The sequence below is a fragment of the Cohaesibacter marisflavi genome (genome assembly GCF_963665895.2).
In the GTDB taxonomy this organism is placed as follows: Bacteria; Pseudomonadota; Alphaproteobacteria; order Rhizobiales; family Cohaesibacteraceae; genus Cohaesibacter; species Cohaesibacter marisflavi.
Window position 1 is genome coordinate 2,665,415 of record NZ_OY762534.1, and the last position, 24,475, is coordinate 2,689,889.

General features: G+C 53.6%; 24 protein-coding genes. 8 read left to right on the plus strand and 16 right to left on the minus strand.

The genetic code is table 11. The features are described from left to right. Positions 1-12 precede the first annotated feature (12 nt). The 10 genes from ACKPCT_RS13140 to ACKPCT_RS13185 form a co-directional block, all read right to left on the minus strand. Positions 13-2,766, minus strand: a complete 2,754-nt coding sequence (locus tag ACKPCT_RS13140; RefSeq protein ID WP_319567114.1) for a molybdopterin-dependent aldehyde oxidoreductase — start codon at positions 2,764-2,766, stop codon at positions 13-15. 57 nt (positions 2,767-2,823) lie between these two features. Then, the gene (locus ACKPCT_RS13145) at positions 2,824-3,474 is read right to left on the minus strand and encodes an XdhC family protein (protein ID WP_319567115.1); all 651 of its coding nucleotides are present in this window, start codon (positions 3,472-3,474) and stop codon (positions 2,824-2,826) included. Beyond that, positions 3,452-3,691 carry an XdhC family protein gene (locus ACKPCT_RS13150; protein WP_407652411.1) on the minus strand — a complete coding sequence of 80 codons (240 nt, stop codon included), beginning with the start codon at positions 3,689-3,691 and terminating at the stop codon, positions 3,452-3,454. The genes ACKPCT_RS13145 and ACKPCT_RS13150 overlap by 23 nt, the downstream gene beginning before the upstream one ends. A 143-nt stretch (positions 3,692-3,834) precedes the next feature. Then, a complete protein-coding gene (locus ACKPCT_RS13155) occupies positions 3,835-4,026 on the minus strand; it encodes a 4Fe-4S binding protein (protein ID WP_090075386.1) in 192 nt (63 codons plus the stop codon). A 150-nt stretch (positions 4,027-4,176) separates the two neighbouring features. After that, positions 4,177-5,277 (minus strand): hydrogenase large subunit, encoded by a 1,101-nt coding sequence (locus tag ACKPCT_RS13160; protein WP_319567116.1) that lies wholly within the window; start codon positions 5,275-5,277, stop codon positions 4,177-4,179. Positions 5,278-5,279: 2 nt separating this feature from the next. Then, entirely contained in the window at positions 5,280-5,900 is a 621-nt protein-coding gene (locus ACKPCT_RS13165) for an NADH-quinone oxidoreductase subunit C (protein WP_319567117.1), read from the minus strand. After that, positions 5,897-6,397 (minus strand): 4Fe-4S dicluster domain-containing protein, encoded by a 501-nt coding sequence (locus ACKPCT_RS13170; RefSeq protein ID WP_319567118.1) that lies wholly within the window; start codon positions 6,395-6,397, stop codon positions 5,897-5,899. Before ACKPCT_RS13170 ends, ACKPCT_RS13165 begins: the two co-directional genes overlap by 4 nt. A gap of 14 nt (positions 6,398-6,411) precedes the next feature. Next, a complete protein-coding gene (locus ACKPCT_RS13175) occupies positions 6,412-6,849 on the minus strand; it encodes an NADH-quinone oxidoreductase subunit B family protein (protein ID WP_175528211.1) in 438 nt (145 codons plus the stop codon). 18 nt (positions 6,850-6,867) lie between these two features. Continuing rightward, positions 6,868-7,827 (minus strand): respiratory chain complex I subunit 1 family protein, encoded by a 960-nt coding sequence (locus tag ACKPCT_RS13180; protein ID WP_319567119.1) that lies wholly within the window; start codon positions 7,825-7,827, stop codon positions 6,868-6,870. Positions 7,828-7,841: 14 nt separating this feature from the next. Further along, positions 7,842-11,627 (minus strand): proton-conducting transporter transmembrane domain-containing protein, encoded by a 3,786-nt coding sequence (locus ACKPCT_RS13185; RefSeq protein WP_319567120.1) that lies wholly within the window; start codon positions 11,625-11,627, stop codon positions 7,842-7,844. A gap of 328 nt (positions 11,628-11,955) precedes the next feature. On the opposite strand from ACKPCT_RS13185, the gene hypA reads away from it, so the two are divergent. The 8 genes from hypA (at position 11,956) to ACKPCT_RS13225 (ending at position 17,686) form a co-directional block, all read left to right on the plus strand. Beyond that, positions 11,956-12,330 (plus strand): hydrogenase maturation nickel metallochaperone HypA, encoded by a 375-nt coding sequence (hypA, locus tag ACKPCT_RS13190; RefSeq protein WP_090075379.1) that lies wholly within the window; start codon positions 11,956-11,958, stop codon positions 12,328-12,330. 69 nt (positions 12,331-12,399) lie between these two features. Continuing rightward, positions 12,400-13,425 carry a GTP 3',8-cyclase MoaA gene (gene moaA / locus ACKPCT_RS13195; RefSeq protein WP_090075436.1) on the plus strand — a complete coding sequence of 342 codons (1,026 nt, stop codon included), beginning with the start codon at positions 12,400-12,402 and terminating at the stop codon, positions 13,423-13,425. Between the two features lie 80 nt (positions 13,426-13,505). Further along, positions 13,506-14,570: a bifunctional molybdenum cofactor biosynthesis protein MoaC/MoaB gene (gene moaCB, locus ACKPCT_RS13200; protein WP_319567121.1), complete on the plus strand. Its 1,065-nt coding sequence runs from the start codon at positions 13,506-13,508 to the stop codon at positions 14,568-14,570. After that, entirely contained in the window at positions 14,567-15,808 is a 1,242-nt protein-coding gene (locus tag ACKPCT_RS13205; protein ID WP_319567122.1) for a molybdopterin molybdotransferase MoeA, read from the plus strand. The genes moaCB and ACKPCT_RS13205 overlap by 4 nt, the downstream gene beginning before the upstream one ends. A gap of 11 nt (positions 15,809-15,819) precedes the next feature. Continuing rightward, positions 15,820-16,077, plus strand: a complete 258-nt coding sequence (locus ACKPCT_RS13210; RefSeq protein WP_090075376.1) for a MoaD/ThiS family protein — start codon at positions 15,820-15,822, stop codon at positions 16,075-16,077. 2 nt (positions 16,078-16,079) lie between these two features. After that, positions 16,080-16,592, plus strand: a complete 513-nt coding sequence (locus ACKPCT_RS13215; RefSeq protein ID WP_090075375.1) for a molybdopterin synthase catalytic subunit — start codon at positions 16,080-16,082, stop codon at positions 16,590-16,592. Next, entirely contained in the window at positions 16,576-16,929 is a 354-nt protein-coding gene (locus tag ACKPCT_RS13220; RefSeq protein WP_319567123.1) for a DUF7009 family protein, read from the plus strand. The genes ACKPCT_RS13215 and ACKPCT_RS13220 overlap by 17 nt, the downstream gene beginning before the upstream one ends. After that, on the plus strand, positions 16,916-17,686 hold the full coding sequence (locus tag ACKPCT_RS13225) for a HesA/MoeB/ThiF family protein (protein ID WP_319567124.1): 771 nt from the start codon (positions 16,916-16,918) through the stop codon (positions 17,684-17,686). Before ACKPCT_RS13220 ends, ACKPCT_RS13225 begins: the two co-directional genes overlap by 14 nt. 633 nt (positions 17,687-18,319) lie before the next feature. On the opposite strand, the gene ACKPCT_RS13230 is transcribed toward ACKPCT_RS13225, so the two are convergent. The 6 genes from ACKPCT_RS13230 to ACKPCT_RS13255 are packed head-to-tail and all read right to left on the minus strand — an operon-like array spanning position 18,320 to position 24,292. Next, positions 18,320-18,808, minus strand: a complete 489-nt coding sequence (locus ACKPCT_RS13230) for a DUF3237 family protein (RefSeq protein ID WP_090075372.1) — start codon at positions 18,806-18,808, stop codon at positions 18,320-18,322. A gap of 35 nt (positions 18,809-18,843) precedes the next feature. After that, complete coding sequence (locus tag ACKPCT_RS13235; protein WP_319567125.1) at positions 18,844-20,208, minus strand: MmgE/PrpD family protein; 1,365 nt, start codon at positions 20,206-20,208, stop codon at positions 18,844-18,846. Position 20,209: 1 nt separating this feature from the next. After that, the gene (locus tag ACKPCT_RS13240) at positions 20,210-21,391 is read right to left on the minus strand and encodes a M20 aminoacylase family protein (RefSeq protein ID WP_319567126.1); all 1,182 of its coding nucleotides are present in this window, start codon (positions 21,389-21,391) and stop codon (positions 20,210-20,212) included. Beyond that, positions 21,378-21,941 carry a TRAP transporter small permease gene (locus ACKPCT_RS13245; RefSeq protein ID WP_210186846.1) on the minus strand — a complete coding sequence of 188 codons (564 nt, stop codon included), beginning with the start codon at positions 21,939-21,941 and terminating at the stop codon, positions 21,378-21,380. Before ACKPCT_RS13245 ends, ACKPCT_RS13240 begins: the two co-directional genes overlap by 14 nt. A 41-nt stretch (positions 21,942-21,982) precedes the next feature. Beyond that, a complete protein-coding gene (locus tag ACKPCT_RS13250) occupies positions 21,983-22,957 on the minus strand; it encodes a TRAP transporter substrate-binding protein (RefSeq protein WP_319567127.1) in 975 nt (324 codons plus the stop codon). A 51-nt stretch (positions 22,958-23,008) separates the two neighbouring features. Continuing rightward, positions 23,009-24,292: a TRAP transporter large permease gene (locus tag ACKPCT_RS13255; RefSeq protein WP_319567128.1), complete on the minus strand. Its 1,284-nt coding sequence runs from the start codon at positions 24,290-24,292 to the stop codon at positions 23,009-23,011. Positions 24,293-24,475: the final 183 nt, after the last annotated feature.

Here is a 24,475-nt window from a genome sequence, read left to right on the forward strand (position 1 = left end):
TTCGTTTCGGGCTCAGGCCAGCTCTTTAGGGGCTTTTTCCCTTGCGGCCTTTGCTTCGAGTTCCGTTCGGATAATTTCCGGCAAAGCCGGAACACGAAAGATGCGAACACCACAAGCATTGTAGATGGCGTTCAGTATTGCCGGATGGGCAGCAGTCAAAGGTGCTTCCCCGACACCTGCAGCGCCGAATGGTCCGTCAGGACGCGGCGTTTCCAGATACAAGATCTCGATATCATCCGGGATATCCTTAGGATACGGAATACCGCAATCCATCAGATTGGTATGGAGCTCCAGATCCTCGAAATCTTCGGATAGGGCCAGCCCGATCCCCTGAGCCAGACCACCATAGATCTGGCCATCAACGGTTGCCTTGTTGATGATTGTGCCGACATCTACCGAGGTGGTGAACTTGACCACCTTGACTTCACCGGTTTCAACCTCCACTTCAACCTCAGGCATGAAGACTTCATACATGTAGACCGGGAAAGGATCGCCCTGACCGGTTTCAGACGAACAGTCTGTACAGGCCGCAGCCACCCAGTTGCCGTCATAGACAAGCGGAATGCCATCGGCGACCATTTCGTCATAGGTGCGATAGCTACCATCCTCTTTTCTCATTGCATTGAGTAGCATTTCTGCTGCAACACGGGTTGCGTTGCCCGTAAAGACATTGGAGCGACTACCACCAGCAGGACCTGAGTTCGGGCCATTGGTGTCATTCATCACCAGAGAAATCTGTTCTGGTGTAATGCCGGTAGGACGCAGGACTTCATGCGCCATGGTCAGCGTACCAAGGTCAGCCCCCTGTCCGTGATCTTCCCAGGCATTGTAGATGGTGACGCCATCCTCGGTCAGTTCCGCGCGGGCATTGGAGCTGTCCGGACCATCCAGACCGCAGCCATATATACCCAGAGCAACACCGACCCCACGTTTTACCTCATCGGTAGAAAGCTCTACGCAGCGTTTCTTGGCTTCTTCATATTTCGGCCGCAGCATATCAAACAACTGAGGCAGAACCAGAACCTCGGGTTTCTGACCGGTTGGTGTGGTCGAATTTTCGCTGTAGAGGTTTTTATAGCGGAACTCGAACGGATCCTCACCCATCTTTTCAGCCAGAATGTCAATGGCGGTTTCAGATGCCAGGAAGGCCTGAGGAGACCCATAGCCACGGAAGGCCGAGCCCCATGCATGGTTCGTTGCCACGGTAAGTCCCTTGCCGCGGATATTCTCCAGATGATAACCCGCCCCGGTAAACTGGGCCTGACGCAGGGTAACCAGATCGCCAAACTCGGAATAAGGGCCGTGATCAAGCCACCAGTCGGTTTCCATGGCGGTTAGCTTGCCATTGTCGTCACAGCCCAATTTGATATTGATGTTAACCGGGCTGCGTTTACCTGTATATGTGATGTTCTGGTACTGGTCATACACCAAGGATACAGGCTTGCCGGTAGCTAGAGCTGCCGCTCCCAGAAGGGCCTCCATGGTGGGAGAGAATTTATATCCGAAGGTACCCCCGGTCGGGTTCTGGATCAGGCGCAGTTTTTCCGGCTCAAGACCAAGCCCCGGACAGATCATGGCATGATGCAGATGCACGCCTATGGATTTTGACAGGATGGTTAGAACGCCATCTTCATCCACATAGGCTTCACCGCAATCCGGCTCCAGATGCAGATGCGGCTGGCGGCTGCAATAGGTGGTAATATCGACAAGAGCGGAAGAGCTAGCCAGCAGCGGTTTGGTGTCTTCGCCTTTGACAACACCCTGCTCATAATAGGCGTTTGGTGTGCCCGGATGGATTTCAATGGCATCCGGAGCCAAAGCAGCAAAGCCAGACATATAGGCTGGCAGGGCCTCGACATCGACTTTCACCATTTTGGCCGCTGCACGCGCATGGTCTTCGGTATCAGCCGCCACAATGGCGATAGCGTCACCGAACTGGAAGATTTTATCCTTGCAAAGGATCGGACGATCCCATCCGTCACCCTTGTTATCGGGGAAGGTGATAAGCCCTGTGATGGCGTTACGCCCCTTGACGTCTTTCCAGGTAATGACCTTTTCGACACCCGGCATGGCTTCTGCTTCAGCAGTGTAGATGCCTTTGATCAAGCCATGAGGAATTTCGGCCTGGACCAGAGCCAGACGCAACGTACCTTCAGGCATCCGCAGGGCAATATCCGCACCGAAGTCCCATGTACCGGTTACCTTGGCTTCTGCCGATGGGCGGATATGGGAGGTCCCCAGAATGGAGCCGTCTTCCTTGGGCTTCGGCATAATCTGGGCAACGGTCTTTTCGCCACGCATGACGGCTGCAGCATCCATGACTGCATCAACAAGCGGCTTGTAGCCTGTGCAACGACAAAGGTTACGGTTGCGGTTGAACCATTTGCGCACTTCTTCCCGCGTCGGATTGATGTTCTTTTCCAACAAGGCCTTTGACGACATGATAAAGCCAGACGTGCAGATACCACACTGGGCGCCACCATGGGTCATCCATGCAATCTGGATCGGATGCAGGTTCCCCGGAGTGCCAACGCCTTCGATGGTCGTAATTCTGGCACCTTCGCGCACATCGCCGATTTTCTTGTTACAAGACCGGATTGGCTTGTCATCAATGATAACGGTACACGAACCGCATTGCCCATCATCACAGCAGACCTTGCAGCCGGTCAGCATCATCTGCTTGCGCAATACATCAGCAAGAGAGGCCTGTGGTTCGGCAACGACCCAGCGGTCCACTCCGTTGACGTTCAGTTGTATTCTCTTCATCACTCTTCTCCTAATCCTGCGGCTGGAAGCCTCCATCCGCCTGCTGATTCCCGAGTTCTAGGCACTGGCGTGCGCTAGCTCCTCCCCATCTTCGGCCCCTGAATTGGTCGTTAGGTACAAATCACCTATGGTCCTCGCTTGTCCGACCAATCCTTCAGCGCCCCGGACATGAGCAATCATTTGGGCAACCACCGAAACGGCGATTTCCTCGGGGTTGTCGGCACCGATATCCAATCCCACCGGTGCGTGAACTCGACTAAGCTGTTCGGCTGAGATTCCGGCCTCCAGCAATTTGCTATTGATCGTGCGGATCTTGCGCTTGGAGCCAATCATGCCGATGTAGCTCGCTGGCGTTTTGACCGCCCAGGCCAGTACGTCCTTGTCGCAAATATGTCCCCGCGTCGCGATGAAGATGATCGAGCTTGCATTCGGCTCAAGCTCCTCCATCCTTTCTTGCCATGATCCCGCCAGCGTTCGCTCGGCAAAGGGGAACCGTTTTTCATTGGCAAATTCAGCCCGGTCATCGATCACGACAACCTTGTAGCCGACGCGATGAGCCAGCTCGGCTGTTACCAGCCCCACATGTCCGCCTCCGAACATGTAGAGAGTTACTGCGGGCAGAAAGGGTTCGACGAAAATGTCAAGGCTCCCCCCGCAAACCATGCCGCTGTCCATCAGGGGATTGTCATGCAGGTTGAAAGAAATCATTTCCGACTTCCCATCCTCCATGGCCTTTATGGCCGCTTCGATGATCTTTCCTTCTGCCAGCCCCCCCCCCAACGGTTCCCACGATCGTGCGATCGGCGCAAACAAGCATTTTTGCTTTGTCCGACGCGGGAATGGATCCGTTTGTAGTGACGATCGACGCCAGGGCACATGGACGCCCAGCCTCATTCTCCCTGATCAATTCCTTGAACACCTTCATTGTTTTTGCCTTTCAAAATGGCCAGATGCTTCCCTCTAGGCCTGCCTCCAACTGGTTTTTCTGAGCCAACCACCAGAAGAAAGAAAACACACGGTTTCTCCTCCTTGACAGCCAGTCCAGCGAAGGCAGGTCTTCAGGAGACATCAAACGTGATAGACGGCACCCGACTGGCAGACTTCGACGCATTGCGGCTCATCGAAATCGCCTTCGCATTCCTTGCATTTGCTGGCGTTTATGGAATAGAGCTTGCCTTTGCGGGTGATGGCCTTGTTCGGGCATTCATCGATGCATGCACCACAGGCTTCACAGATGTCCTGATCGATTGCATAAGCCATTTTTTTCTCCTCTCAGTTATCTTTGGCTGAACCGACCTGCCGGTCCGCCGCTATGGGGGACACCCCGACCAAAATTTGGGCCGGAATGTGCCTGATCACTATTTCCCGCCGTGTCCTCCCTTGCTGTTGCAAGATGTAGCGGGGCATGCCTCAACGTTCCGTGCAGGAAATGCACGGGTCGATGCTATTCACGATGATTGCGATGTCGGCGACTTTGGCTTCCTTCAACATGAAGGTCAGAGCATCCCAGTTGGGATAGCTCGGAACGCGCCATTTCAGCCGCTCCGGTTCCGGTTCGTCATTTGTTTTCAGGTAGTAAACCAACTCGCCCCGAGGAGCCTCGGTGCGGGCGATCGCCTGCCCAGGCGGAATATAGGGATCACCGCCATCGTTGATCGGTCCATCAGGCAGATGATCGAGGCATACCCGCAGAATCTCGATCGAATTGATGGCTTCCTGAAGGCGGATCATGGCCCGCGACCAAACATCACAGCCATCCAGCACAGGAACCTCAACCGGCAGACGATCATAGACATGATAGGGCGCAGCCGTTCGCACGTCATACTGGATGTCGCTAGCCCGGGCCACCGGACCGACAACGCCGCAAGCAATCGCATCTTCGTGGGTGAGAATGCCAATCCCTCTGGTCCTGCGCAAAATGGAACCGTTGGTGCGGTAAGTCTTCTCCAGTTCGCGGACATCGGGTTCGATCTTGTCCAATGCAGTCCGCATGAAGGCAATGGCCTCGTCATCCATGTCGCATCGGGTACCACCGAGGCAGTGAGCCCCAAGATCCATGCGATTGCCATAAACTGCTTCCTTGAGGTCCTGAGCCACTTCGCGCACCTGCATGGCATGCATGAACAGGGCTTCAAAGCCGACGAGATGAGCTAGAATGCCCACATTGAACAGATGGGAAGCTACACGTTTGACCTCACCGGCGATAACACGCAGATATTGCGCCCGTTCCGGCACATCCACCGCACCGATGGTCTCAGCCGCCATGGCGAGGGCCTCGGGGTGGCTGTTGGAACAGAGCGAGCAGATACGCTCCGTCAGGATCATATTCTGCAGCAGAGTACGTTTGGTCGCCAGATACTCCACACCGCGATGTACATGACCAGCGTTGAGTTCAACATTTTCGATCGTCTCTCCCTTGACCGAAACACGAAAATACATAGGTTCTTCAAGCGCCACATGCAGGGGCCCAACGGGGATTTTATAGCTGCTGGCAACAGTATGCTCTGTCATGCTCATGCCTCCTTGGCTGCGGCCATGACCCGTGCCCATAACTCATCGGACGTGGACGCATTTGCCATCTGGGAGAAAGGGATCAACCGGTCGAGAACAGCCCCTTCGATGCTTTCGTCAAGGAACAGCCGTCTCGGATCGGGATGATTGGTAATGGTGACGGAATAGATCTCCATAATCTCCCGTTCTGGCCAATCGGCCGAGCGGAACAAGGGCGTGAGGGAGGCTATGGAACCGCCAGCGGGGAGAAAAGCGACGACATTCACATAGTCTCCACCCACGTCGAAGTGATAGACCAGCTCGTAGGAGGTGCCGTCTTGTGGCGTGCCCCCAAAACTCATGGGCTGCTCAAGCTCATTGGTTTCACCCGCAGCTGATTCATCCTCTTCGTCATCATTGTCGTCCTCCTCTTCTTCTGGAGCAGGAGGTTTGTTTGCCGAAACCATGGCCAGCCGGGCATGATAGCGTCGCAGGCATTCGCCCACGGATGTGAGATCATTCCTGTCGGCAAGTTCGCACCACATCACCGAAACGCCATGGGCGTCGGTCGTGGTGGTCAGGTTCACACCCTTTGGCGCGGCAGCGCTCAGACTGGTTTCAAAATTTTCAGGAAAACGTGTCATGACCGGCTCTTTCTTTCTCTGAGATATTTGCCTCGGCATTTCGGACAGAGCGAACGGAACTCGGCGACTTCTGCTTCGCTGAAGCCTTTGATCTTGTTAGCCGGAGCGGCGGTATAAAGAGCTGGCTTGCCACAGCTTGGGCATTCGTGACTTGGAATGACTCCATGTTCGACCATGCTGAATTTGTCTTGCTGGACATGAGCCAGATGCCAGTCCTGTGTTTGGTGAATGGCATTCGTCGGGCAGTGAAACTCGCAGTTGCCACAGAATACGCAGCTGTCATGCCAGCAATCGAATTCCAGACCATTGGCGGTCTTGGTGAAGCGAATGGCGCCTGCCGGGCAGACCTTTTCGCATTTGCGGCAACCTTCACAGGTTTCAGCATCAAACTCGATCTTGCCACGGAAGCGGTTGGCAGTTGGCGCAGGCTCAAAGGGGAACGGGTCTGTGAAGGGCCCCTTTGCCAGATTATGCGCAAATAATTGCAGAAAATTCATATCTCTAACCCTCCTCACATCCGCTCACGCCATATCTCGATTGCCTTGGCAACACCTTCAATGATGGCTTGAGGGCGTGGCGGGCAGCCGGGAACATTGACGTCGACGGGGAAATACTGGTCGATTGGAGCTTTCACAGAATAGCTCTCGCGGAAGATGCCTCCAGAGATTGGGCACACGCCAACCGCCACCGTGACCTTGGGATCAGGGATCTCGTTGAAAACCACCATTGCGGCGTCCATCACCTTGGTTGTCAGCGGTCCGGAAATCAGCACGATGTCAGCATGGCGTGGAGAGCCGCAATATTGGCATCCGAGCCGTTCGATATCGTAACGCGGAATAAGAGCCGTCGTGGCCATCTCCACATCACAGCCGTTGCAGGAGCCAGCATTGATCCGATAGATCCATGGGGACTTTGTTGCAATCGACTTGAAGTCTGGGATCATATTCATCTCGTCTATCTCCTACTCTCAGGCCACGACCATGACGGTGACAACACTCGCGACAGCAAGCAGCAGAGGCCATTTCAGGAAGAAACTGAACGCCTGATCAATCCGCATGCGCCCCATGGACAGACGCACGATGGTGACGCCGATTTCCATAAGCACGGCCAGTTGCACCAGCCAGCCAATAAGGCCCCAGATGCCGTCGAAGGGCAGCGGCATGAAGAGAGCGATGCCGAGGCTGAGAACGACCACCGCTTTAAGCGCAGACATGACCTTGAACAGCCCCAGCGCCGGCCCCGAATATTCAAGCAGCGGCCCTTCGAGTACTTCAGTTTCAGCTTCGGGGATGTCGAAGGGGATGATCCCCAGGTTAGCCGGAAAAAACAGGGCAAAGGCTGCAAGCGCTGGCCACATCACCGGGTCAAGCAGGAACATGCCATGGCTGCGCTGATAGGCAATGATGTCGACAAGCGAGAAGGTGATGACACCGCCCTGTCCCATGCCCGTGCGCAGGGCAACGGCCAACACCGCCAGCACAATCGGAGCCTCATAGGCGAGCATCAGCGTCATCTCTCGCGAGAAGCCAAGCGCCCCGTAGGGAGAAGTTGAAGCCGACCCTGCAATCATCAGCACGATGGCAGGAACCATCAGCAGGTAGAGCAGCACGATCAGGTTGCCCAGCATCGGATCAGGACTATAGAGCCCGGAAACCGGCACCAGAGCCACTGCTACCAGCATGGAGACGACACCGGCGAGCGGAGCTCCCAGAAAAACTGGCTGGCTTGCTGTGGCAGGCACCATCGTCCGTTTGAAGCTGAGCTTGACCAGATCAAAAAAGGGTTGTGCGAGAGGCGGCCCAATCCGCCCCTGAAGCCGGGCTGCGACACGCCGATCGAGGCCCTTGAGCGACAATCCCAATACCAGAGCGAACAGGCCGCCGGGGAACAGGAATACCGCAAGAAGAATACCGAGTTGCGTAGACATGGTTGTTCCCTTCCTTACGCTTGAGGTTCTGAGCCAAGGCCCTTGGGCATCAGCCCATGGATGGCGTTGTCCGGAGTTTCAAAGAGGCTGTTGGCACCAAGGCGCGTCTGACCACCCGACAGATCGCCAACGCCGCAGACATGGGCGTTGGAGCGGACCACGCCACTCTTGCGCCCAAGCCGCAACCAAGGCAGCAGAATGAGGCCAAAGACCAGAACCAAGATGGAAAGCAGCACAGGGCTCCAGCCATCCGTTCCCGGCAGAGGACCCGTCAACGTGGCGGCAATCGGGGTCATGCCAAGGTCGTCCATGATCGCGGCAATCGGCACCAGAGCGAGGCCGGGAAAGAGACCGAGAGCCAGACTACCAAGGGTCAGAACACCCATTGGAACAAGCATGGCAACGGGAGCTTCCTCAGCGTCTTCAGCCCGCGGGTTCGGTGTTCCCATGAAGGCGGCATGGGCGAATTTGAGCACAGCAGCCAGTGTGAACAGACTGCCGATCATTGCCATGACACCAAGCAGCCAATGGCCAGACTGGAAGGATGCTTCAAAGATCATCCATTTCGAGCTGAAGCCATTAAGAGGCGGCACCCCGGCAAGAGACAAACCGGCAAAGAGGAACATACCGAAGGTCATGGGCATCTTGCGGCCAAGCCCACCCAGCTCATCCAGCATGGTGGCGTGACTGCGCACCATAATCGCACCAGCGACAAGGAACAGTGTATCCTTGAGCAGCATGTGATTGACGAAATGCAGCAACCCGCCAGCAACTCCGAGCGTTGTACCAAGGGAAAGCGCCAGTAGCACATAGCCAAGCTGAGAGACGGTGGAATAGATCAGCACCATCTTGATACTGTTCTGGATAACCGCCATCACACCCGCATAGACAATGGTGATGCCTGCAATGATCGAGATGGCATAAAGCAGGACCGGCTGCCCGGCGACCGTTCCACCGAGTTTGGCAAAGACGGCTACACCTCCGAAAGCGACAAACAGCTTCAGCACACCCCACGGACCGCTTTTCAGCAGAACCGCCGAAATGTAGCCTGATACAGGGGTGGGCGCTGCGGCCGGATGCATCTGACAGTCAATGCGCACCGGCAACTGAGCTGCTTTCATAACCATGCCGAGGAAGACCAACACGATAGCTGGCGCAATCGTGGCGACCGGCAGGGCAGCAAGCGCGTTACCCAAAGCGGCCAGGAGGAAAGTGCCGCTTTGGGCAGCGACCATCGTGACGCCAAGGAACAGGAGGGACGCGCCGATGGTGTTGAACAGGAAGTATTTGAACCCTTCTCTACGAGCGACTGCCGTTTCCTCATGGACGATTGCGACCCAAAGAGCCCAGGCACTCATCAACTCCCAGAAAGCGAAGAAATTAAATAGATCAGCAGCTGCGGTCATGCCCAACAAACCAGCGATCATCACCAGAAAGGCGGCATAGAAGCGCGGCTGGGCATGACTGTGAGCGAGATAGACTGTGGTATGGAGCATGTTAAGTGCCCCGACCCCTGCGATAAGAAGCGCAAAGTAGAAAGAAAGCAGGTCATAACGATCCGCCTCATATTGGATGGCGGCAATGGCCAGCAGCAGCGTGACGACTGCCAGACGACCAGCCCATACCACCGAGAAACGCCCGGTGAACAGCACCAGAATGGCACCAATCATGACCAACCCTGCCGAAAGCGGCCATTGCATGACCAGATCAGGCACCATGGCCGGAACGAGACCAGCATTCGCCGCCAGTTGATTGCCAATCGGCATAATCAGATTGAGCTGATAGGTCGGCATCAGACCGCCAAAGAGGATGGCAGCAGCCAAAAGCCCCATGGCCAACAACATGGTGGCAGGCGCTTCTTTAACCTCGCAGATCGCTGCGGATGCAGGATGATAAAACAGAACGCTGATGACACGGGTATAGTAAACTACGCCGATGATACCACCTAAGAGAAGGATCACAGCAACCGCATACTGTCCGGCTTCCGCCGCAGCGTAGATCATTAGGAATTTCGATATGAAACCGGAGAAAGGCGGCAGCCCCATGAGGGCAACGCTACCAAGCGCATAAACTCCGGCGGTGATCGGCATCTTCTTGCCCAGCCCTGCCAAATCACTGATCTGGCGTAGTCCGGTGCGCATCATGAAAGCGCCCGCCGAATAGAAGAGAAGGGTTTTCATGACCGCATGATTGAGGACATGGAGCAGAGCGGCGTCCGTTGCCAGCGCTGTGCCGATTCCCAAAATTGCCGTGATTTCCCCCACCTGCGCCAATGTCGAAAAGGCAAGCATCCGCTTGAGTTCTTTCTCGAACAAAGCGCGGATCTCACCATAGAGCAAAGTGAAGCAACCAAGCACAATGAGCACGGTTTGCAGATCGATTCCATTGCCTGCAGCGCGAGCAATGCTTGATACACCAAACACACCGAACAGGATTTTGACAATTCCGAACAGACCGGCCTTGGTCAGGATGCCCGACAATGGACCGGAGACCGATGAAGGGGCTTGAGGATGCGCCAGGGGCAACCAGGCATGGAAAGGAACCATACCGGCTTTCACCGCAAAGCCGAGGAAAACTGCACCCGTAATGACCAGAGCGGCGACAGGGGCAACACCAGCGAAGCCTTCAGCTAGAGCGCTGAATTCAAATGAACCTATTTCTGCGTGGGCAACCAGCATACCGTAATGCATGAGATAAGCACCACCGGCACACATCACAAAATAGACCAAACCGGCTTTCAACGCCTTCTGCGTTTGTTCGTGAATGACGAGGAAGTAGGACGTCCAGGTCATCAGTTCCCAATAGACATAGAAGTTGCCGAACTCATGCGCCGTGGTTAGCCCCAACATCGACCCGAGCATCAAGAAGGTGAAGAAGTAGTAACGGTTGACCCATTCCTGCTTTGCCAGATAGCCAATCGAATAGATAACCATGATTGCGATGATTCCGGCAAACAGCAGTGCAAACAATTTTGAGGTCGGATCAAGCGTTACATCCAGAGCAACCATGGCCACGCTGGCAATCGCAAGTGCCACGGCGGACAAATCGCGCAATCGGGCGGAAACACGCCCCAGCAGGAAAATTACGAAACCACCGATATAGGGTACCAGCACAAGCAACGCCCAAGGTGATTCAAACTCCGGTAGTCCCTCCAGACCTGCATAGCCAGCAAGGCTGGCTGCCCAATGTTCAACCGGGGCAGGAAAGACGCTGATCAGCGCAGCAGCAACGCTCAGCAGGCTTGCCAAAGGCATCGCCAGCGAGGGCGCTGGACGTAGCAGGATGCGGTGTCCTGATTTCTCAAAACAGATTTTTTGAATGAGGATCAGATAATAAACCGCAGCAATGATCGAAGCGAGAGTTCCAACTGCCGCAATGGCCCACTGCCCCTGCTCGATCGCCGCATAAAGAATGAGAAATTTGGAAAAGGATCCCTTGAACGGCGACAACCCCATGACTGAGAACATGCCAAAACCAAACAGGGTAGCAGCGAAAGGCATCCGTCGACCACTGCCTGCCAGATCTCTCAGCCAGATCGAAGCCGTCCGGCGGATAAGGTACCAGCCACTCACCAATACCAGCCCACGCATGACGAGTTGATAGGTAATATGCATATAGGCTCCGGTCTCACCGGCAGAACCACCGATACCGAATCCGATCAGAACATAACCGATTTCTGCGATTGTCGAGACGATGAAAACACGGACAGGATTCTTAAGGCTCAGCAGAGCCCCTATCTCGCCGCACAATAGAAAAATGGCCCCCATCCAGGCCAGACTCATCGGGTCCAGGGTCGTCATTATTTTGGTCCTCCACTCAGGAGACCGGCTTTTCGGCGCGGGTCAGCAGCCATACCGGTTCCCCTTTTGGAGACCAATGTGCGCGTGCCAAACCAAGCGGTCTGTCACACGGACGACAAAGCAAAAAAAATATTTTGTAAGGTACCCGACAGTCAGTTTTTAAGCTACGGGCGCCAAACATATATTCAATAAAAAACTACTTTTTACTGTTCTTCACCGCATCTGTATATCATTGAATACGCTTTGACTTTCAGTCTAAAACGCAACTATCTTCAACCAACATTCAAAATGAATCAAAGTATGCTTTGATAAACTAAAGGACTATTTTATGCACGAGCTATCTCTCTGCCAAAGCCTCATTCAACTTACAGAACGGATAGCGAATTCTTATAACGCCTCCAAAGTTATTGGCGTTACTGTGGAAATGGGAACCGCCGTAGCCATCGAGGAGGATACATTCCGGTTTTGCTTTGATGCGGTTGCGAACGACACGATTGCAGATGGCTCGAAGCTGACAATTGAATGGATAAGGCTGAAGTTGCAATGCCAGCTTTGTGGCAACAGCTACCATCCCACGTCACCGGTCATACCTGAACCCTGCCCTCAGTGTGGGTCGTTTGATACGAAATGCCTGTCTGGCCGCGAATTTACCGTCAAGCATATTGAAGTGGAGGAGAAAGCAAAGGAAATCGAGCTTCATTAATGCAAACCGGCAGGCGCCAGGCCCTCAGGTGTCAACTTTAAAGACAAAACGGTGTTGGGAGGCATCGAAATGAAGTCGACAAAGAAACCACCCCGCTCTCGTGATCTGAACGATTCCTTCGGACGCACGATCGATTATCTCCGCCTTTCTGTAACGGATCGATGCGATTTCCGCTGCTTTTACTGCATCGGAGACAAAGTCACCTTTCTGCCCAAACCAGATGTACTCAGCCTTGAAGAGTTGGACAGACTCTGCAGCCTGTTTATCGATCAAGGTGTCAGAAAGCTGAGATTAACCGGCGGAGAACCTCTTGTACGCAGAGGCATCCTGACGCTCATCAGCGACCTCTCACGTCATCTCGAAAGCGGACGCCTTAGAGAAATAACACTAACAACCAATGGCTCCCAACTTGCCAAGATGGCCACGGCATTGGCCAACCTTGGAGTAATGCGCATCAACATATCGCTTGATACCTTGAGGGCTGAGCGCTTCACGCGGATCACAGGCAAGCCCCGCTTTGCACAAGTGCTCGATGGCATCGAAACTGCTTTGAAAGCCGGGATAAAACTCAAGGTCAACACCGTAGCCCTCAAAGGTGTCAATGATGATGAATTTGATGACCTCATCCGCTTTTGCCACGAGCGAGAAATGGATCTTACAATCATTGAGACCATGCCCATGGGGGGGCTGCTCTTGGAACGGCCAGATGTCTATCTGCCTCTCAGCGAAGTACAGGAACAGCTCACGGACAGATGGTCGCTGATAAAAACCGATCACCGCTCTAGCGGACCGGCCAGCTACTTTACCGTGGGAGAAACCGGTGGGCGGGTCGGTTTCATCGCCCCCATGACACATAATTTCTGCGACAGCTGCAACCGGGTACGCCTGAGTTGCACAGGCATTCTCTATACATGCCTCGGCCGCAATAATGCCACCAACCTGCGCACGCCCCTACGCACATCCCAAGACGATGCCCCCATTATCAAGACTATCCGCAAAGCCATCGCCAATAAGCCCGAGGGACACGATTTCAACATCAAAAAAGACCGGAATTATCCCGTGCTAGAGCGCCAGATGTCAGTCACGGGGGGCTAGGCCTGTCCATGCCAGTTTCCCTGACCGAGAAATAATCCCAATCGCCAGCCACGCAACCCAGCTCCGCAGGACATACCACAATGAACGAAACAGTCGCCTCTCTATTCGAACAAAGCCAGTTCCATATGGCGGATATCACCAGAAAAGCCCCCAGCTTCCGACGCGCGATAGCCACAGGGCGCATTTTTGTGGGGTCCGTCGGCTTCGCCCGCATCAAGGATCGGACATTGCCCAAGGGCGATGCCTTGAAACTGGCAGAGATTGCTGGCGTGCAAGGGGCGAAGCTGGCTTGGCAACAAATCCCTATGTGCCACCCACTCCTTCTGGATCATGTTGCCGTGCTTCCCGAATTGGATAAAGAGAGTCAAAGCATTATCGTCTATGCCAGCGTAGCAACCACAGCCAAGACCGGCGTTGAAATGGAAGCCATGGCAGCCGTCAATGCGGCATTGCTGACAATCTATGACTTGACAAAACCCGTTAACCCGGCTCTTACGATCACCCAAGCCCGCCTTGTCATGAAAGAAGGCGGCAAGCGCGGCGTTTGGATACACCCCGATGGTGTGCCCCCGGCGCTTCAGTCGCTAATACCGAAGGAAGGGTCCCTACCGCTTGAGGGCCGAACAGCCGCAGTCATAACCCTGAGCGACAGGGCCTATGCGGGAAGCTATGAAGACTATTCCGGCCCAGCCCTTGCATCCCGACTGGAACAGGCCGGATGCCAGGTATCATCCCGCAGCATCTTGCCTGATGACGCAGACCTGCTTGAAAAGGCAATCAAGGCCTTGGTCGGAACGGTCCATCTCATCATGACAACAGGCGGCACCGGCGTCGCACCGAGAGATGTTACCCCGCAAGTCATATCAAGGATTGGCGGCATTGCGGTCCCCGGTCTTGGCGAGCTCTTGCGCAGCAGCGCGGCGGTCCATGTCCCAACCTCTTGGCTCAGTCGATCGACGGCCGTAATCCTTGAAAAAACATTGATCATAGCCCTGCCCGGCAGCCTTGGCGGCGTAAATGACGGCATGAAGGCGCTCTCCCCTCTTCTGCCCCACGCGCTTGATCTGATTGACAATAAAAAGCCAGCCCATACCCATGATCACTCTCATGAGTACGGTCATAATATTATGGAGGAAAGCAAATGATTTCCTATAGCGAAGCCCTCAAGCGGCTTTTGCATTGCGCCCCGCTCCCCACCACAAGCCTGCCCATTCAGCAAGCATGTGGCTTTGTTACTGCTGAGCGCATTACCAGTCCCCAGAGCGTTCCGCCTTTCACAAATTCCAGTATGGACGGTTTCGCCATCCGCTCCGAGGAATTGGCCACAGCAACCCCAAATACTCCTGTCATTCTGCCAATTGTCGGATCGACAGCAGCAGGAGAAAGCCCGGCAAACGCCAAAGGGGGCACATGGGAGATCATGACCGGCGCAGCTCTACCGCAAGGGTATGATGCCGTCGTCAAGATCGAGGATGTGGAATGTGTCGGAGACCGGGTGCGGTTCACCGCACCAATTGGCAAGGGCGAGAATGTCCGCCTTGCTGGCCAGGATTTCAATTTGGGCGATGTCGTTGTCTCTTCTGGCGACATCATCAGTCCTGCTCAGATCATGGCGCTTGCTGCCGTAGGGCAAAAAAATGTGACAGTCCATCGTAAACCTTCCATCACCCTTCTCAATACAGGCAAGGAGCTGGTTCAGAATACGGACATACCACTGAAGCCGGGACAGATCCGCGATGCAAGCGGCCCTTATCTGATGACAATGCTCGAAGCGCTCGGATATGGCGCCAACTATGGCGGGCTAGTTCCTGACGATGACAAGCTCTTCCGCGCCCGTTTGGAAGACATATTGGCAGAAGGTGCTGCGGATGTAGTCATTTCCACCGGAGCAGTTTCTGCTGGCAAATTTGATTTCATCCCCGACATTTTGCGTACCCTTGGAGCCGAGATCGTTTTTCATAAGGTCACCAATCGCCCCGGCAAACCAGTACTCTACGCGCGCTTTGCCAACGGCATTCATTATCTCGGCCTTCCGGGTAATCCGGTTTCCACCGCCGTCGGGTCGCGATTCTTCGCCCTGCCGCTCTTTCGTCACTTGCAGGCTTTGCCCGAAGAAAAGCCCTTGATGGCCAGACTCCTGACGCAGACGCGCAAAGTTCAGGGTCTGCGTTTCTTTTGCAAAGCCCACGCTTCTGTATCCGAGGACCAATCCTTGCAAGTGGAAGTATTCGATGGTCAGGAATCTTTCAGAATCAAACCGATGCTTCAGGCCAACTGCTGGGCAGTCTTTGACGAAGACAGAAGCGAGATTGCTCCTGGAGAAACAGTCGCCATCTATCCGCTCATGCCAGACAGATGGATGCTGCGCCCCCTTTACGCATGAGGACACAATCTATGAACATTACCATCCAATGCTTCGGTGCCTTTCGCCCCTTCGGTGAGGCGCTTTTAATTTCCGTTTCCCATGGAGCAACCGTTGCTGACTTACACGGCTTGTTCCTCAAAAAGCTGAAAGAAATCGATCCCTCCTTCGACAATCCAATATTGATAGACAATAGTCGCTTCGCAACGGAAACCACGCTTCTGGCCTCCTCGACCCTACTTGAAGAGGGTATGCAGCTAGCCGTCATTCCCCCTGTATCCGGAGGTTAGAAATGAACAACATTCTCGTAGATATCTGCTCCATAGACCAGCAACCGCCCGATGCTTTGCAAGCTCTCACCTTTGTAGCCCGCGCCCCGAATGGAGCCGAAAGCCTGTTCGTCGGTTCCGTACGCGAGACCAACAAAGGAAAAGAGGTTCTTGGTATCAGTTATGACGTCTTCGACCCGCTGGCCAAACAATCCTTCCTCGAAATTTGCAAGGAAGCCCAGTCGCATTGGGGAACGGACCTTTGCCTTTATGTGGCCCATGCCAAAGGCCGTGTGGATGTCTGCGGGACCAGCATCGTTATCGCAGTAGGTTCTCCCCATCGCGATGCCGCCTTTGAAGCCTGCCGCTATGTCATTGACCAGATCAAGCATCGCTCTCCAGTCTGGAAACTGGAGCATTATGCCGATGGTGACAGTGACTGGGTTCAAGGCAATGCGATCAGTGCCAATGCACATAGTGGGAAAGACGATTGCGACTCAACCACCAAGGGAGGAGCCCGTGAAGCTGCGCATTGATGGCCAGCAGGTCCATTTCAGGATCGACAAGAGCGAGCTGACACGCCTTTGTCTGGGCGCATCCCTAAACCAGTGCATCCACTTTCCGAATGGGCGAGGTTTGACGGTCAGTGTCCTGACAGGACGTTCGACATCCCCGATGCAACTGATTTTCGACAATGACGTCATGCAACTGCTCGTCGACAGGGGCTCTGCCTATGACTTGCTCAAGGCTTTGCCCCGTAAGGAAGGAATAGCGACCCATCAACCCTTCAATTCAGATCAGCGCATGGAAATCATCCTAGATGTTGACTTGCGGCTTCAGAACTATCCGGGAAAAGACCATGAATGGGCTTGAAACACAGCGCTACAATAGAAATATCCTGCTCCCAGAGATCGGAACAGCAGGACAGGAAGCACTCTTGGCCTCTCGCGTGCTCGTTGTTGGAGCCGGCGGTCTAGGGTCACCTCTCCTCTTGTATCTCGCTGCTGCTGGGATTGGACATCTGGGTGTTATCGATGATGATTTGGTCAGCCTGTCCAATCTGCAAAGACAAATCTTGCACGCAACGGAAGACCTCGACAGGCCTAAGGTGACCAGCGCTCTGGAAACACTGTCATCGCTGAACCCGGGCATCCATGTCACGCCTTACAATGAACGACTGACAGAACAGAACGTCCACCCATTGGCACATCAATATGATCTGGTTGTTGTCGCTTGCGACAATTTCGAAGCGCGAACCATCGTTAATGCCGCCTGCATGCACCAGAAAAAGCCGATGCTCACTGCCGCCGTTTCAGGATTCTCTGGTCAAATTTATACCTTCAAGCCCTATCTTGGCAGCGCATGCTATCGATGTATCTATCCCAACCTTCCCACATCAAACCTCGTACCCCCATTAGCCTCCAATGCCTTTGAAGATGGCATTCTCGGCAGCGTAGCAGGCGTATTGGGAAGCTGGCTTTCAACGGAAGTCGTAAAGGAATTGCTGAATATAGGAGAGAGCCTAGCTGGCCAGATTCTAATTTTGGATGTATTGCGCAATAACTTCCGCAAATTGCACATTCCGAGAGATCCTGTATGCTCTTTCTGCAGGAAATCACAAACGGACTGAATGCCCAGCAATATCCAAAACTGGGCCCAACGAATACCATCGAGAATTGGAAGGCTTTTGCTATTGTCAAATCAGCAAACTCAATTCTCCGCAACCACAAGAAGAGCCTGTCGTACAAATTATATTCTTTTCTGAGAGCAGTTGGTGCGATCACTATATCACTTCGAAATCCTATTCTAAAATAATCGCAAAGTAATAATCAGTGCATGAAGAAATATGAAGTCCCACCATATTCCCTTTTAGCTGACGAGATCAGCTAATCTGAAACCATTTGCTAACGCCCACATATCACAAAGACGACCTAAAACTGCCGTTCGTCGGGGCTCCATCCCAGAAGCCTACTTCCCCATTCCGAACATTCGATTGAAGCGCAAATATTTTTAACCGGTCGAGATCAGCAGAGCGAACCTTTAAGACCTTCGTTGCGGTATCGAAATTTTATGGTGGCAGGGTGATCTTCGGGCAAAACTGGCGGATTGCTGACATTTCCGGCTGATGCGAGATCTGTGGTGCCTCCGGTCAAAGCCGCCATTCATGGGGGTTGCAATTGGATAGCGCAGCATGAAATCAGGCCAAACCCACTTATAAAAAAGATATAATCTGTTCAGATGAACCGAGCCACTTCTGCACACCCTATACGAGGATCTCCCAACCACGGATAACAACAAATCCCCTGTTCGGCTGATCTGATTGGAGCGTGCCGACAAAGAGCCTGCGATTCATCCATGCCCAACGACCCTCTGGAGCCAGCACATGAATTCTGGAGGCGGCATAGCGTTTAGGTTGCGCCTCAGTGTCCATCACGACCTCGTTCTCGATCCCCAGAACCGTTCCGTCTTCAACCTGCATTTCGTATGTCGCACTGAGCTGCTTGACACCATCGGCACGCAACAATTGCCGGTCTGCACCGCGCGGTAACACGATGCCTTTGAGATCAGGATGCTCTGCCCCTCCTCGAAACAAGCCACCAGTGATCGGAATGATGAAGCGTTGCCCAAGAGGCGTAGTCCCCAAGTTCTCGCGGGGTGCGACAGTAACGACAGCTTCCCAGGTGAGCCTCATATCAGGTTTTTGAACGCCATGCTCTGAGAGAGCCCCCAAAAGAGTTTCATCTGACAGCATCTTAGTCTCTCGCTTATTCGTTCGTGGCTTTCCTCTCACGCCAGAGGGGCAAGGCAGGTAAGGATGTTTTTGCTGCTTTCCAGCGCACTGCAGGCTGAAGAGATTTCCGCCTGCCGAGCAGATAGCTTCGCCCAAGTCAGACAATCGGAAAGCTTTGCCTCTTTTTGACCGGCGTTAAGCGCTTTGGAGCCGTTGCCGACAAGATCGTGTTGAACGTGCTGCAAGATCTTGCCATCTGCAAGCGTGACCGTAATTTTGTTGGGCATGTTAGGGCCTTCAGGCCCCATTGGCACTGCTACTCGCCGGACTTTTTCAAAATGAGTTCTGAGGGGCGTTGAAGCCAGCGCCTCCGCCGTGAAGTCGAACAGGGAGAGTGACCCTTTTTGTACCATCAGCAGAACGGGATAGCTCAGACTGAAGCGCGCTTCTGCTTCTGTTTTGGGCGCATCATAGCGTAGATTACGTGCCAGCATATCCGGCAGTTCGACTGATATTTCGGCGATATCTTCCAGTCCAAAGCCATGGGCATTGATCATGGTTTCAATACCGTCAAGCGCTCGATGAGAGGCCGCGCAACACGGAAATCGTTTGACCATCAGGCCGGTATCCAACAGTGCCCACCGCATGCCCAAACCGTCGATATCGAAGTCTTTGCCATTGCCATTGTAAAGCTCGGCAAAGCTCCATGGACCCGTTGCGAATGCCTCTTTTGCGCCGAGCCCGGATTTGGCAAGCATGGCTGCGGTCACAGCAGCGCGAGCGGCCAGACCAGCATGGGTTGGTTTGGCCTGACTGCCGAATTGAAGTTTGGACCCCGCCGCCTGCGAAAAGGCAAGGCTCATGGCATGTGCGATGCCTTCGGATCCGGCTCCCATAAGCCAGGCACATGCACCAGCGGCACCAATTGTGCCCAGAGTTGACGTTGCGTGCCAGCCTGCTCGATAGTGATCGGGATGCATGACGTGACCGATGCGTGCCTGCAGCTCGATGCCAATGATGTAGGCGGTAAGCAGATGCTTTCCGGCAACAGGCTCAAGACCGGAGGCCATTGCCAGAAGGGAAGGAACCAGTACCGCGCTGGCATGCGCCATAGAGGGTGCAAAATTATCATCAAAATCAAGAGCATGCGCCGCAGTTCCATTGACGAGCGCGGCGCCTGCCATGCTGAGCGAACGCCCCATGCCCCAAAGGGCTGCATGTCCTGCACCATGAGAAAGCTCGGCAGCTTTTGCGACCGCGCGGGTTGCTTCATCTTCACGCCCGGCCAAAGCGCAAGCCAACGTGTCAGCCATAGCGTCAGACGCCCGTTCCATAAGAGCGGAGTCGTCGATTGCCTCAATCCCTGCAGCCCAAACAGAGAGGGCAACGATCCCATTCAATTCACTTTGATCCGTTGACATCTCAGCCCAACTCCACTTGCACGAGGTTCAGCCAATAGGAAACACCAAACGGAATGATTTCATCATTGAAATCGAATTTGGGCGTATGAACAAAGGCGGATTCTTCGCCGTTGCCCAGACAAATATAAGCGCCTGCGCATTTCTCAAGCATGAAGGCGAAATCCTCGCTCGCTCCTACGCGCTCGGCCTCGGGGTTTACGCTGTCAGCTCCCACAGAGGCCGTGGCAGCTGCAACCGCCTTGATCGTTTCCGCCTTGTGATTGACCAGAGAGGGATAACGACGGATGAAATTATAGTCCGCAGCGCAATTCTGCATTTGAGCCGCACTCTGCGCCAATTCGCCAATGCGCAACTCAACCAGATCGCGGGTTTCAGGTTTGAAGGTACGAGCCGTTCCGCGAACAAATACATCGGCGGGAATAATGTTCGGACTCATGGCATCGCCTGCACTGATGTGTCCGACACTGATGACAGCAGAATCAAAGCTTTCGACATTTCGGGCTGCAATTGTCGAGAGAGAAGTCAAAAAGGTTCCCAGTGCCATGGTCGGATCGGTACCTTTGTGTGGCATGGCACCATGTCCACCCGTGCCGCGCAAATGCAATTCCCAAGTGTCACCGGCTGACATCATCGGACCAGAGCGGATGAAAAATTCACCAGACTTGGTCTTGGGCATATTGTGCATCCCGTAGACTGCATCACATGGGAACAGGTCGAACAGGCCTTCCTCGATCATCACGCGACCGCCGCCGACGCCTTCTTCTCCGGGCTGGAAGATGAAATGCACAGTTCCTGCGAAATCCGGATTTTGCGCAAGCTTCTCGGCTGCTCCCAGAAGCATTGCCGTGTGACCATCATGTCCGCACGCATGCATCTTGCCAGGAACGTTTGAGCTGTAGCTTTTGTCGGTTTCTTCAGTGATAAACAACGCGTCCATATCAGCGCGCAAGCCGATCGTCCGTTCACCAGCAAGACGCCCCTTAAGGGTGCCTACAACACCAGTTTTGGCAAGACCGCGATGAATCTGAAGGCCGAGATTCTCAAGAAATTCAGCGACCAGATCGGAAGTTTTGACTTCCTCGAAGGCAGTTTCAGGGTGGCTGTGAATCTGTTGACGAATGGACGTAATGCGAGAAAGGAAATCTTTGTCGGCAGCAAGAGTCGTTGCTTCAATCTGTTTCATGGGGAGTGCTTTTGTCATTCAGATCAGTTCGTATTGGAAGCTCTGCGAGCGTGGAGAAGGTGCGTGCCAAGCCGTGAAACAGGGTGACCACTATGAAGATGGGCACACTGATAGCCACGAAAATCAAAGGCATCGGAATAGTTTCTGCCACCATCGTTGTGTTACGCGAAAGAAAGCCACGCGTGAAATTGGCTCCGGGTCCGAAAAAGCAGTACCAGAGAATGGGTGTCAGAAAGACAAGAACCGCGATTGCACGGACAAGTGCAGTTGCAAGCCGTAGCCAGCGAGGAAATGTCTCGGGAATTTTGGACAAAGACGGGTCAAAATTCTCATGAAACGAAGCACTGGCACCAAGCAGTCCCACCCACACCATTGCATAGCGTGCCATTTCTTCTGTCCATGCTGGCGGAGAGGCAAAGCCATAGCGTGCAATGACCTGCAAGCAGATCATTGCAACCATGAGGACAAGGAACAGGCAAGCGAAGGCCATCGTTATGCGGTTTATACGCAGACTGATGCCATTCAATCTTTTAGAGAGTGACACTAGCATGGTTTTACCCTTTCCGAGTTAGGCTACCTGTTCATCATATTTTATTTGAGGGCTGTCTGGATCTTTTCGATGACGTCTTTGTCACCAACTTCTGTCCAGATCGCTGTTGCGGCCTCCACGAACTTCTCGCGTTCGCCTGGTTCCAACGGATTGACGCTTACGCCAAGATCCGCCAGCTGATTGATTGCAGCGGCTCCATATTCGGCCGACCATGCGCGGTTGGCAGCAAGGGCTTTATCATACGCCTCATCTACCCAGCCGCGTTCTTCGTCGGTCAATGCATCATACCAATCTTTTGACATCAGGATTACACGAGCAACCGGCATAGCATCAAGCGGAGTGAACTGCTTTAGCATGTCCGTATGACGCGCCTTGATCGCGGAAGAGGGTGGGTTGAAATAACCTTGTGCTACTCCGGTCTGAAGGGCGTTTGGCACTTCTGCAAAGCTCACAATTGTGCCTTTGGCTCCCCAGCTTTCAAAAAACTTGATCTGATCGCCGTTCTGGGCACGCAGACGCACGCCTTTCAGGTCAGACATCTTGGTGGCCGGAATGTCAGTCGTGAAGATGCCAACAAGACCGCCGCGCATATTGAAGCCCGGGACGCGAACGCCATATTTGGCAGCATCTTCATTGATTGATTCAAGAATGCTCGATTTTGCAATGACATCATCCCATTGCTTTTCACTCTGGAATAGGAAAGGCAGATAAAGCGAAGGGGCGCTCTTTGACATCTTGAACAGCACTGCCGGGCTACCCAGATCGATTTCAATGAGGCCCTGGCTTGTCTGGTCGAGGCGCTCGTCTTCCTTACCAAGAGTTCCGTTTGGATGGATTGTTACGTCCACGCCGTGTTCTGCGATCGTATCCTTGAAAGTCTTGGCAAAGACATATTCGCCGTCGACGCTGGCGTCTTCAGGGCCTGCAAAAGCTATATTGATCGGATCCATAGCAAGTGATGGACCGGCAAGGAAGACTGACAGGGCAACAGAGGCCAAAAGTGTTTTGAATTTCATGGATTGGTTCCTTAGTCTGGACAGGTTTTTTGTTTGGATTTTTCTGGGAAATTAGGTCAGCAACCCAAGGTAACGCGGGAGCGCGAGGGTCAGCTCTGGTATAAAGATCAGTGCTCCAAGCAAAATCAGTTCTGCGACCAGGAATGGGAAGACGCCTCGTACAAGACGCCAATAGTCCATCTTCAGAACCGTTGCGAGAATAAGCAGCACTCCGCCCAATGGTGGTGTTAAAAGTCCCACGGTGAGATTGAAGCCGATCAGGATGCCCATGTGGGTAGGATCAACGCCGAGCAGGATCGCTGGTGGAATGAGCAAGGGGCCCAAAAGAGCGAGCGCAGCCTTCACATCCATCAACATACCGGCAAAAAGAAAGATCACGTTGAGCATGAGCAGATATTGGGTCTTGCTGAGGTCCATCTCCTTGATGAGAGCGACCAACGCCTGAGGCAGTCGCTCAATGGACATGAGATACCCAAAGGTGGCGATAGCAACCAGAATAATGAAGACAGCACCGGTCAGCACAGCGGTACGTTCAAGAGCGATGAGAATATCATGGGGTTTTAGGCGACCATAATACCAGCCAACGAGAATGGCCGTTACTGATGCCAGACCGGCAGCTTCAGCCGGCGTCATAAAACCCATCAGAATCCCACTCATGATAATTACCGGCAAAGACAGTGCGGGAAGTGCGTCTAACAGCGCAGGAAAGAAGCGCGGAATTTCAGCTCCTCGTCCACCCGGATGGTCGTAACGATGGGCGAGAATGGCGTTGATGACCATAAGAACGGCAGCAAGCAGCACCCCCGGAACGATGCCGCCTGCAAACAGAGCAACAACCGAAGTATTCATCAGTGCGCCATAAAAAATGAGAATCACAGATGGGGGAATGATCGGGCCAATGATTGATGAGGCCGCAGTGACCGCGGCGGCATAATCCTTATCATACCCCTGCTTTTCCATTTCCGGGACCAGAGTGTTGCCTAAAGCTGCGGCATCTGCCGTCGCAGAACCAGAGACTCCAGCAAAGAACACGGATGTCATGATATTTACATGTCCTAGACCGCCCTTGAAGCGCCCCATAATCGACATTGAAAATTTGATCAGGGCTTCGGTTACGCCACCTCTGTTCATCAATTCACCTGTCAGAATGAACAGTGGCATCGCTAGAAAAGCGAAGACATTGAGCTGCCCCATCACACGCTGTGGCAACGCGGCGAGAAAGCGCGCGTGATCTTCCGTTACGAAAGCAATGACCGATGCACTTCCCACGAAATAGGCAATGCCCGCGCCTGACATGATGGCTGCGAATAAAAACAACAGAGGAATGATTGGCATGCTGCTTGTCTCCTTTACACCATCTAAAGAAGCAAGCGGAATGTGAAGTCAAACTTTATATTTGCTGCATGTGATAGCAATTTGCTATATAGTAAATTGTAATGGTAAGCCTTTTTTCGCTTTCGATGTCAGTGGATTTGAATAATTTTTGAGCAAATACAACTTTGCACAATGTTTGACCAA

What these genes read in the sequence shown, in the direction of transcription:
- ACKPCT_RS13140 (WP_319567114.1), bottom strand. Translation starts at nt 2,766, where the DNA reads ATGAAGAGAATACAACTGAACGTCAACGGAGTGGACCGCTGGGTCGTT.
- ACKPCT_RS13145 (WP_319567115.1), bottom strand. Translation starts at nt 3,474, where the DNA reads ATGATTTCTTTCAACCTGCATGACAATCCCCTGATGGACAGCGGCATG.
- ACKPCT_RS13150 (WP_407652411.1), bottom strand. Translation starts at nt 3,691, where the DNA reads ATGAAGGTGTTCAAGGAATTGATCAGGGAGAATGAGGCTGGGCGTCCA.
- ACKPCT_RS13155 (WP_090075386.1), bottom strand. Translation starts at nt 4,026, where the DNA reads ATGGCTTATGCAATCGATCAGGACATCTGTGAAGCCTGTGGTGCATGC.
- ACKPCT_RS13160 (WP_319567116.1), bottom strand. Translation starts at nt 5,277, where the DNA reads ATGACAGAGCATACTGTTGCCAGCAGCTATAAAATCCCCGTTGGGCCC.
- ACKPCT_RS13165 (WP_319567117.1), bottom strand. Translation starts at nt 5,900, where the DNA reads ATGACACGTTTTCCTGAAAATTTTGAAACCAGTCTGAGCGCTGCCGCG.
- ACKPCT_RS13170 (WP_319567118.1), bottom strand. Translation starts at nt 6,397, where the DNA reads ATGAATTTTCTGCAATTATTTGCGCATAATCTGGCAAAGGGGCCCTTC.
- ACKPCT_RS13175 (WP_175528211.1), bottom strand. Translation starts at nt 6,849, where the DNA reads ATGAATATGATCCCAGACTTCAAGTCGATTGCAACAAAGTCCCCATGG.
- ACKPCT_RS13180 (WP_319567119.1), bottom strand. Translation starts at nt 7,827, where the DNA reads ATGTCTACGCAACTCGGTATTCTTCTTGCGGTATTCCTGTTCCCCGGC.
- ACKPCT_RS13185 (WP_319567120.1), bottom strand. Translation starts at nt 11,627, where the DNA reads ATGACGACCCTGGACCCGATGAGTCTGGCCTGGATGGGGGCCATTTTT.
- hypA (WP_090075379.1), top strand. Translation starts at nt 11,956, where the DNA reads ATGCACGAGCTATCTCTCTGCCAAAGCCTCATTCAACTTACAGAACGG.
- moaA (WP_090075436.1), top strand. Translation starts at nt 12,400, where the DNA reads ATGAAGTCGACAAAGAAACCACCCCGCTCTCGTGATCTGAACGATTCC.
- moaCB (WP_319567121.1), top strand. Translation starts at nt 13,506, where the DNA reads ATGAACGAAACAGTCGCCTCTCTATTCGAACAAAGCCAGTTCCATATG.
- ACKPCT_RS13205 (WP_319567122.1), top strand. Translation starts at nt 14,567, where the DNA reads ATGATTTCCTATAGCGAAGCCCTCAAGCGGCTTTTGCATTGCGCCCCG.
- ACKPCT_RS13210 (WP_090075376.1), top strand. Translation starts at nt 15,820, where the DNA reads ATGAACATTACCATCCAATGCTTCGGTGCCTTTCGCCCCTTCGGTGAG.
- ACKPCT_RS13215 (WP_090075375.1), top strand. Translation starts at nt 16,080, where the DNA reads ATGAACAACATTCTCGTAGATATCTGCTCCATAGACCAGCAACCGCCC.
- ACKPCT_RS13225 (WP_319567124.1), top strand. Translation starts at nt 16,916, where the DNA reads ATGAATGGGCTTGAAACACAGCGCTACAATAGAAATATCCTGCTCCCA.
- ACKPCT_RS13230 (WP_090075372.1), bottom strand. Translation starts at nt 18,808, where the DNA reads ATGCTGTCAGATGAAACTCTTTTGGGGGCTCTCTCAGAGCATGGCGTT.
- ACKPCT_RS13235 (WP_319567125.1), bottom strand. Translation starts at nt 20,208, where the DNA reads ATGTCAACGGATCAAAGTGAATTGAATGGGATCGTTGCCCTCTCTGTT.
- ACKPCT_RS13240 (WP_319567126.1), bottom strand. Translation starts at nt 21,391, where the DNA reads ATGAAACAGATTGAAGCAACGACTCTTGCTGCCGACAAAGATTTCCTT.
- ACKPCT_RS13245 (WP_210186846.1), bottom strand. Translation starts at nt 21,941, where the DNA reads ATGCTAGTGTCACTCTCTAAAAGATTGAATGGCATCAGTCTGCGTATA.
- ACKPCT_RS13250 (WP_319567127.1), bottom strand. Translation starts at nt 22,957, where the DNA reads ATGAAATTCAAAACACTTTTGGCCTCTGTTGCCCTGTCAGTCTTCCTT.
- ACKPCT_RS13255 (WP_319567128.1), bottom strand. Translation starts at nt 24,292, where the DNA reads ATGCCAATCATTCCTCTGTTGTTTTTATTCGCAGCCATCATGTCAGGC.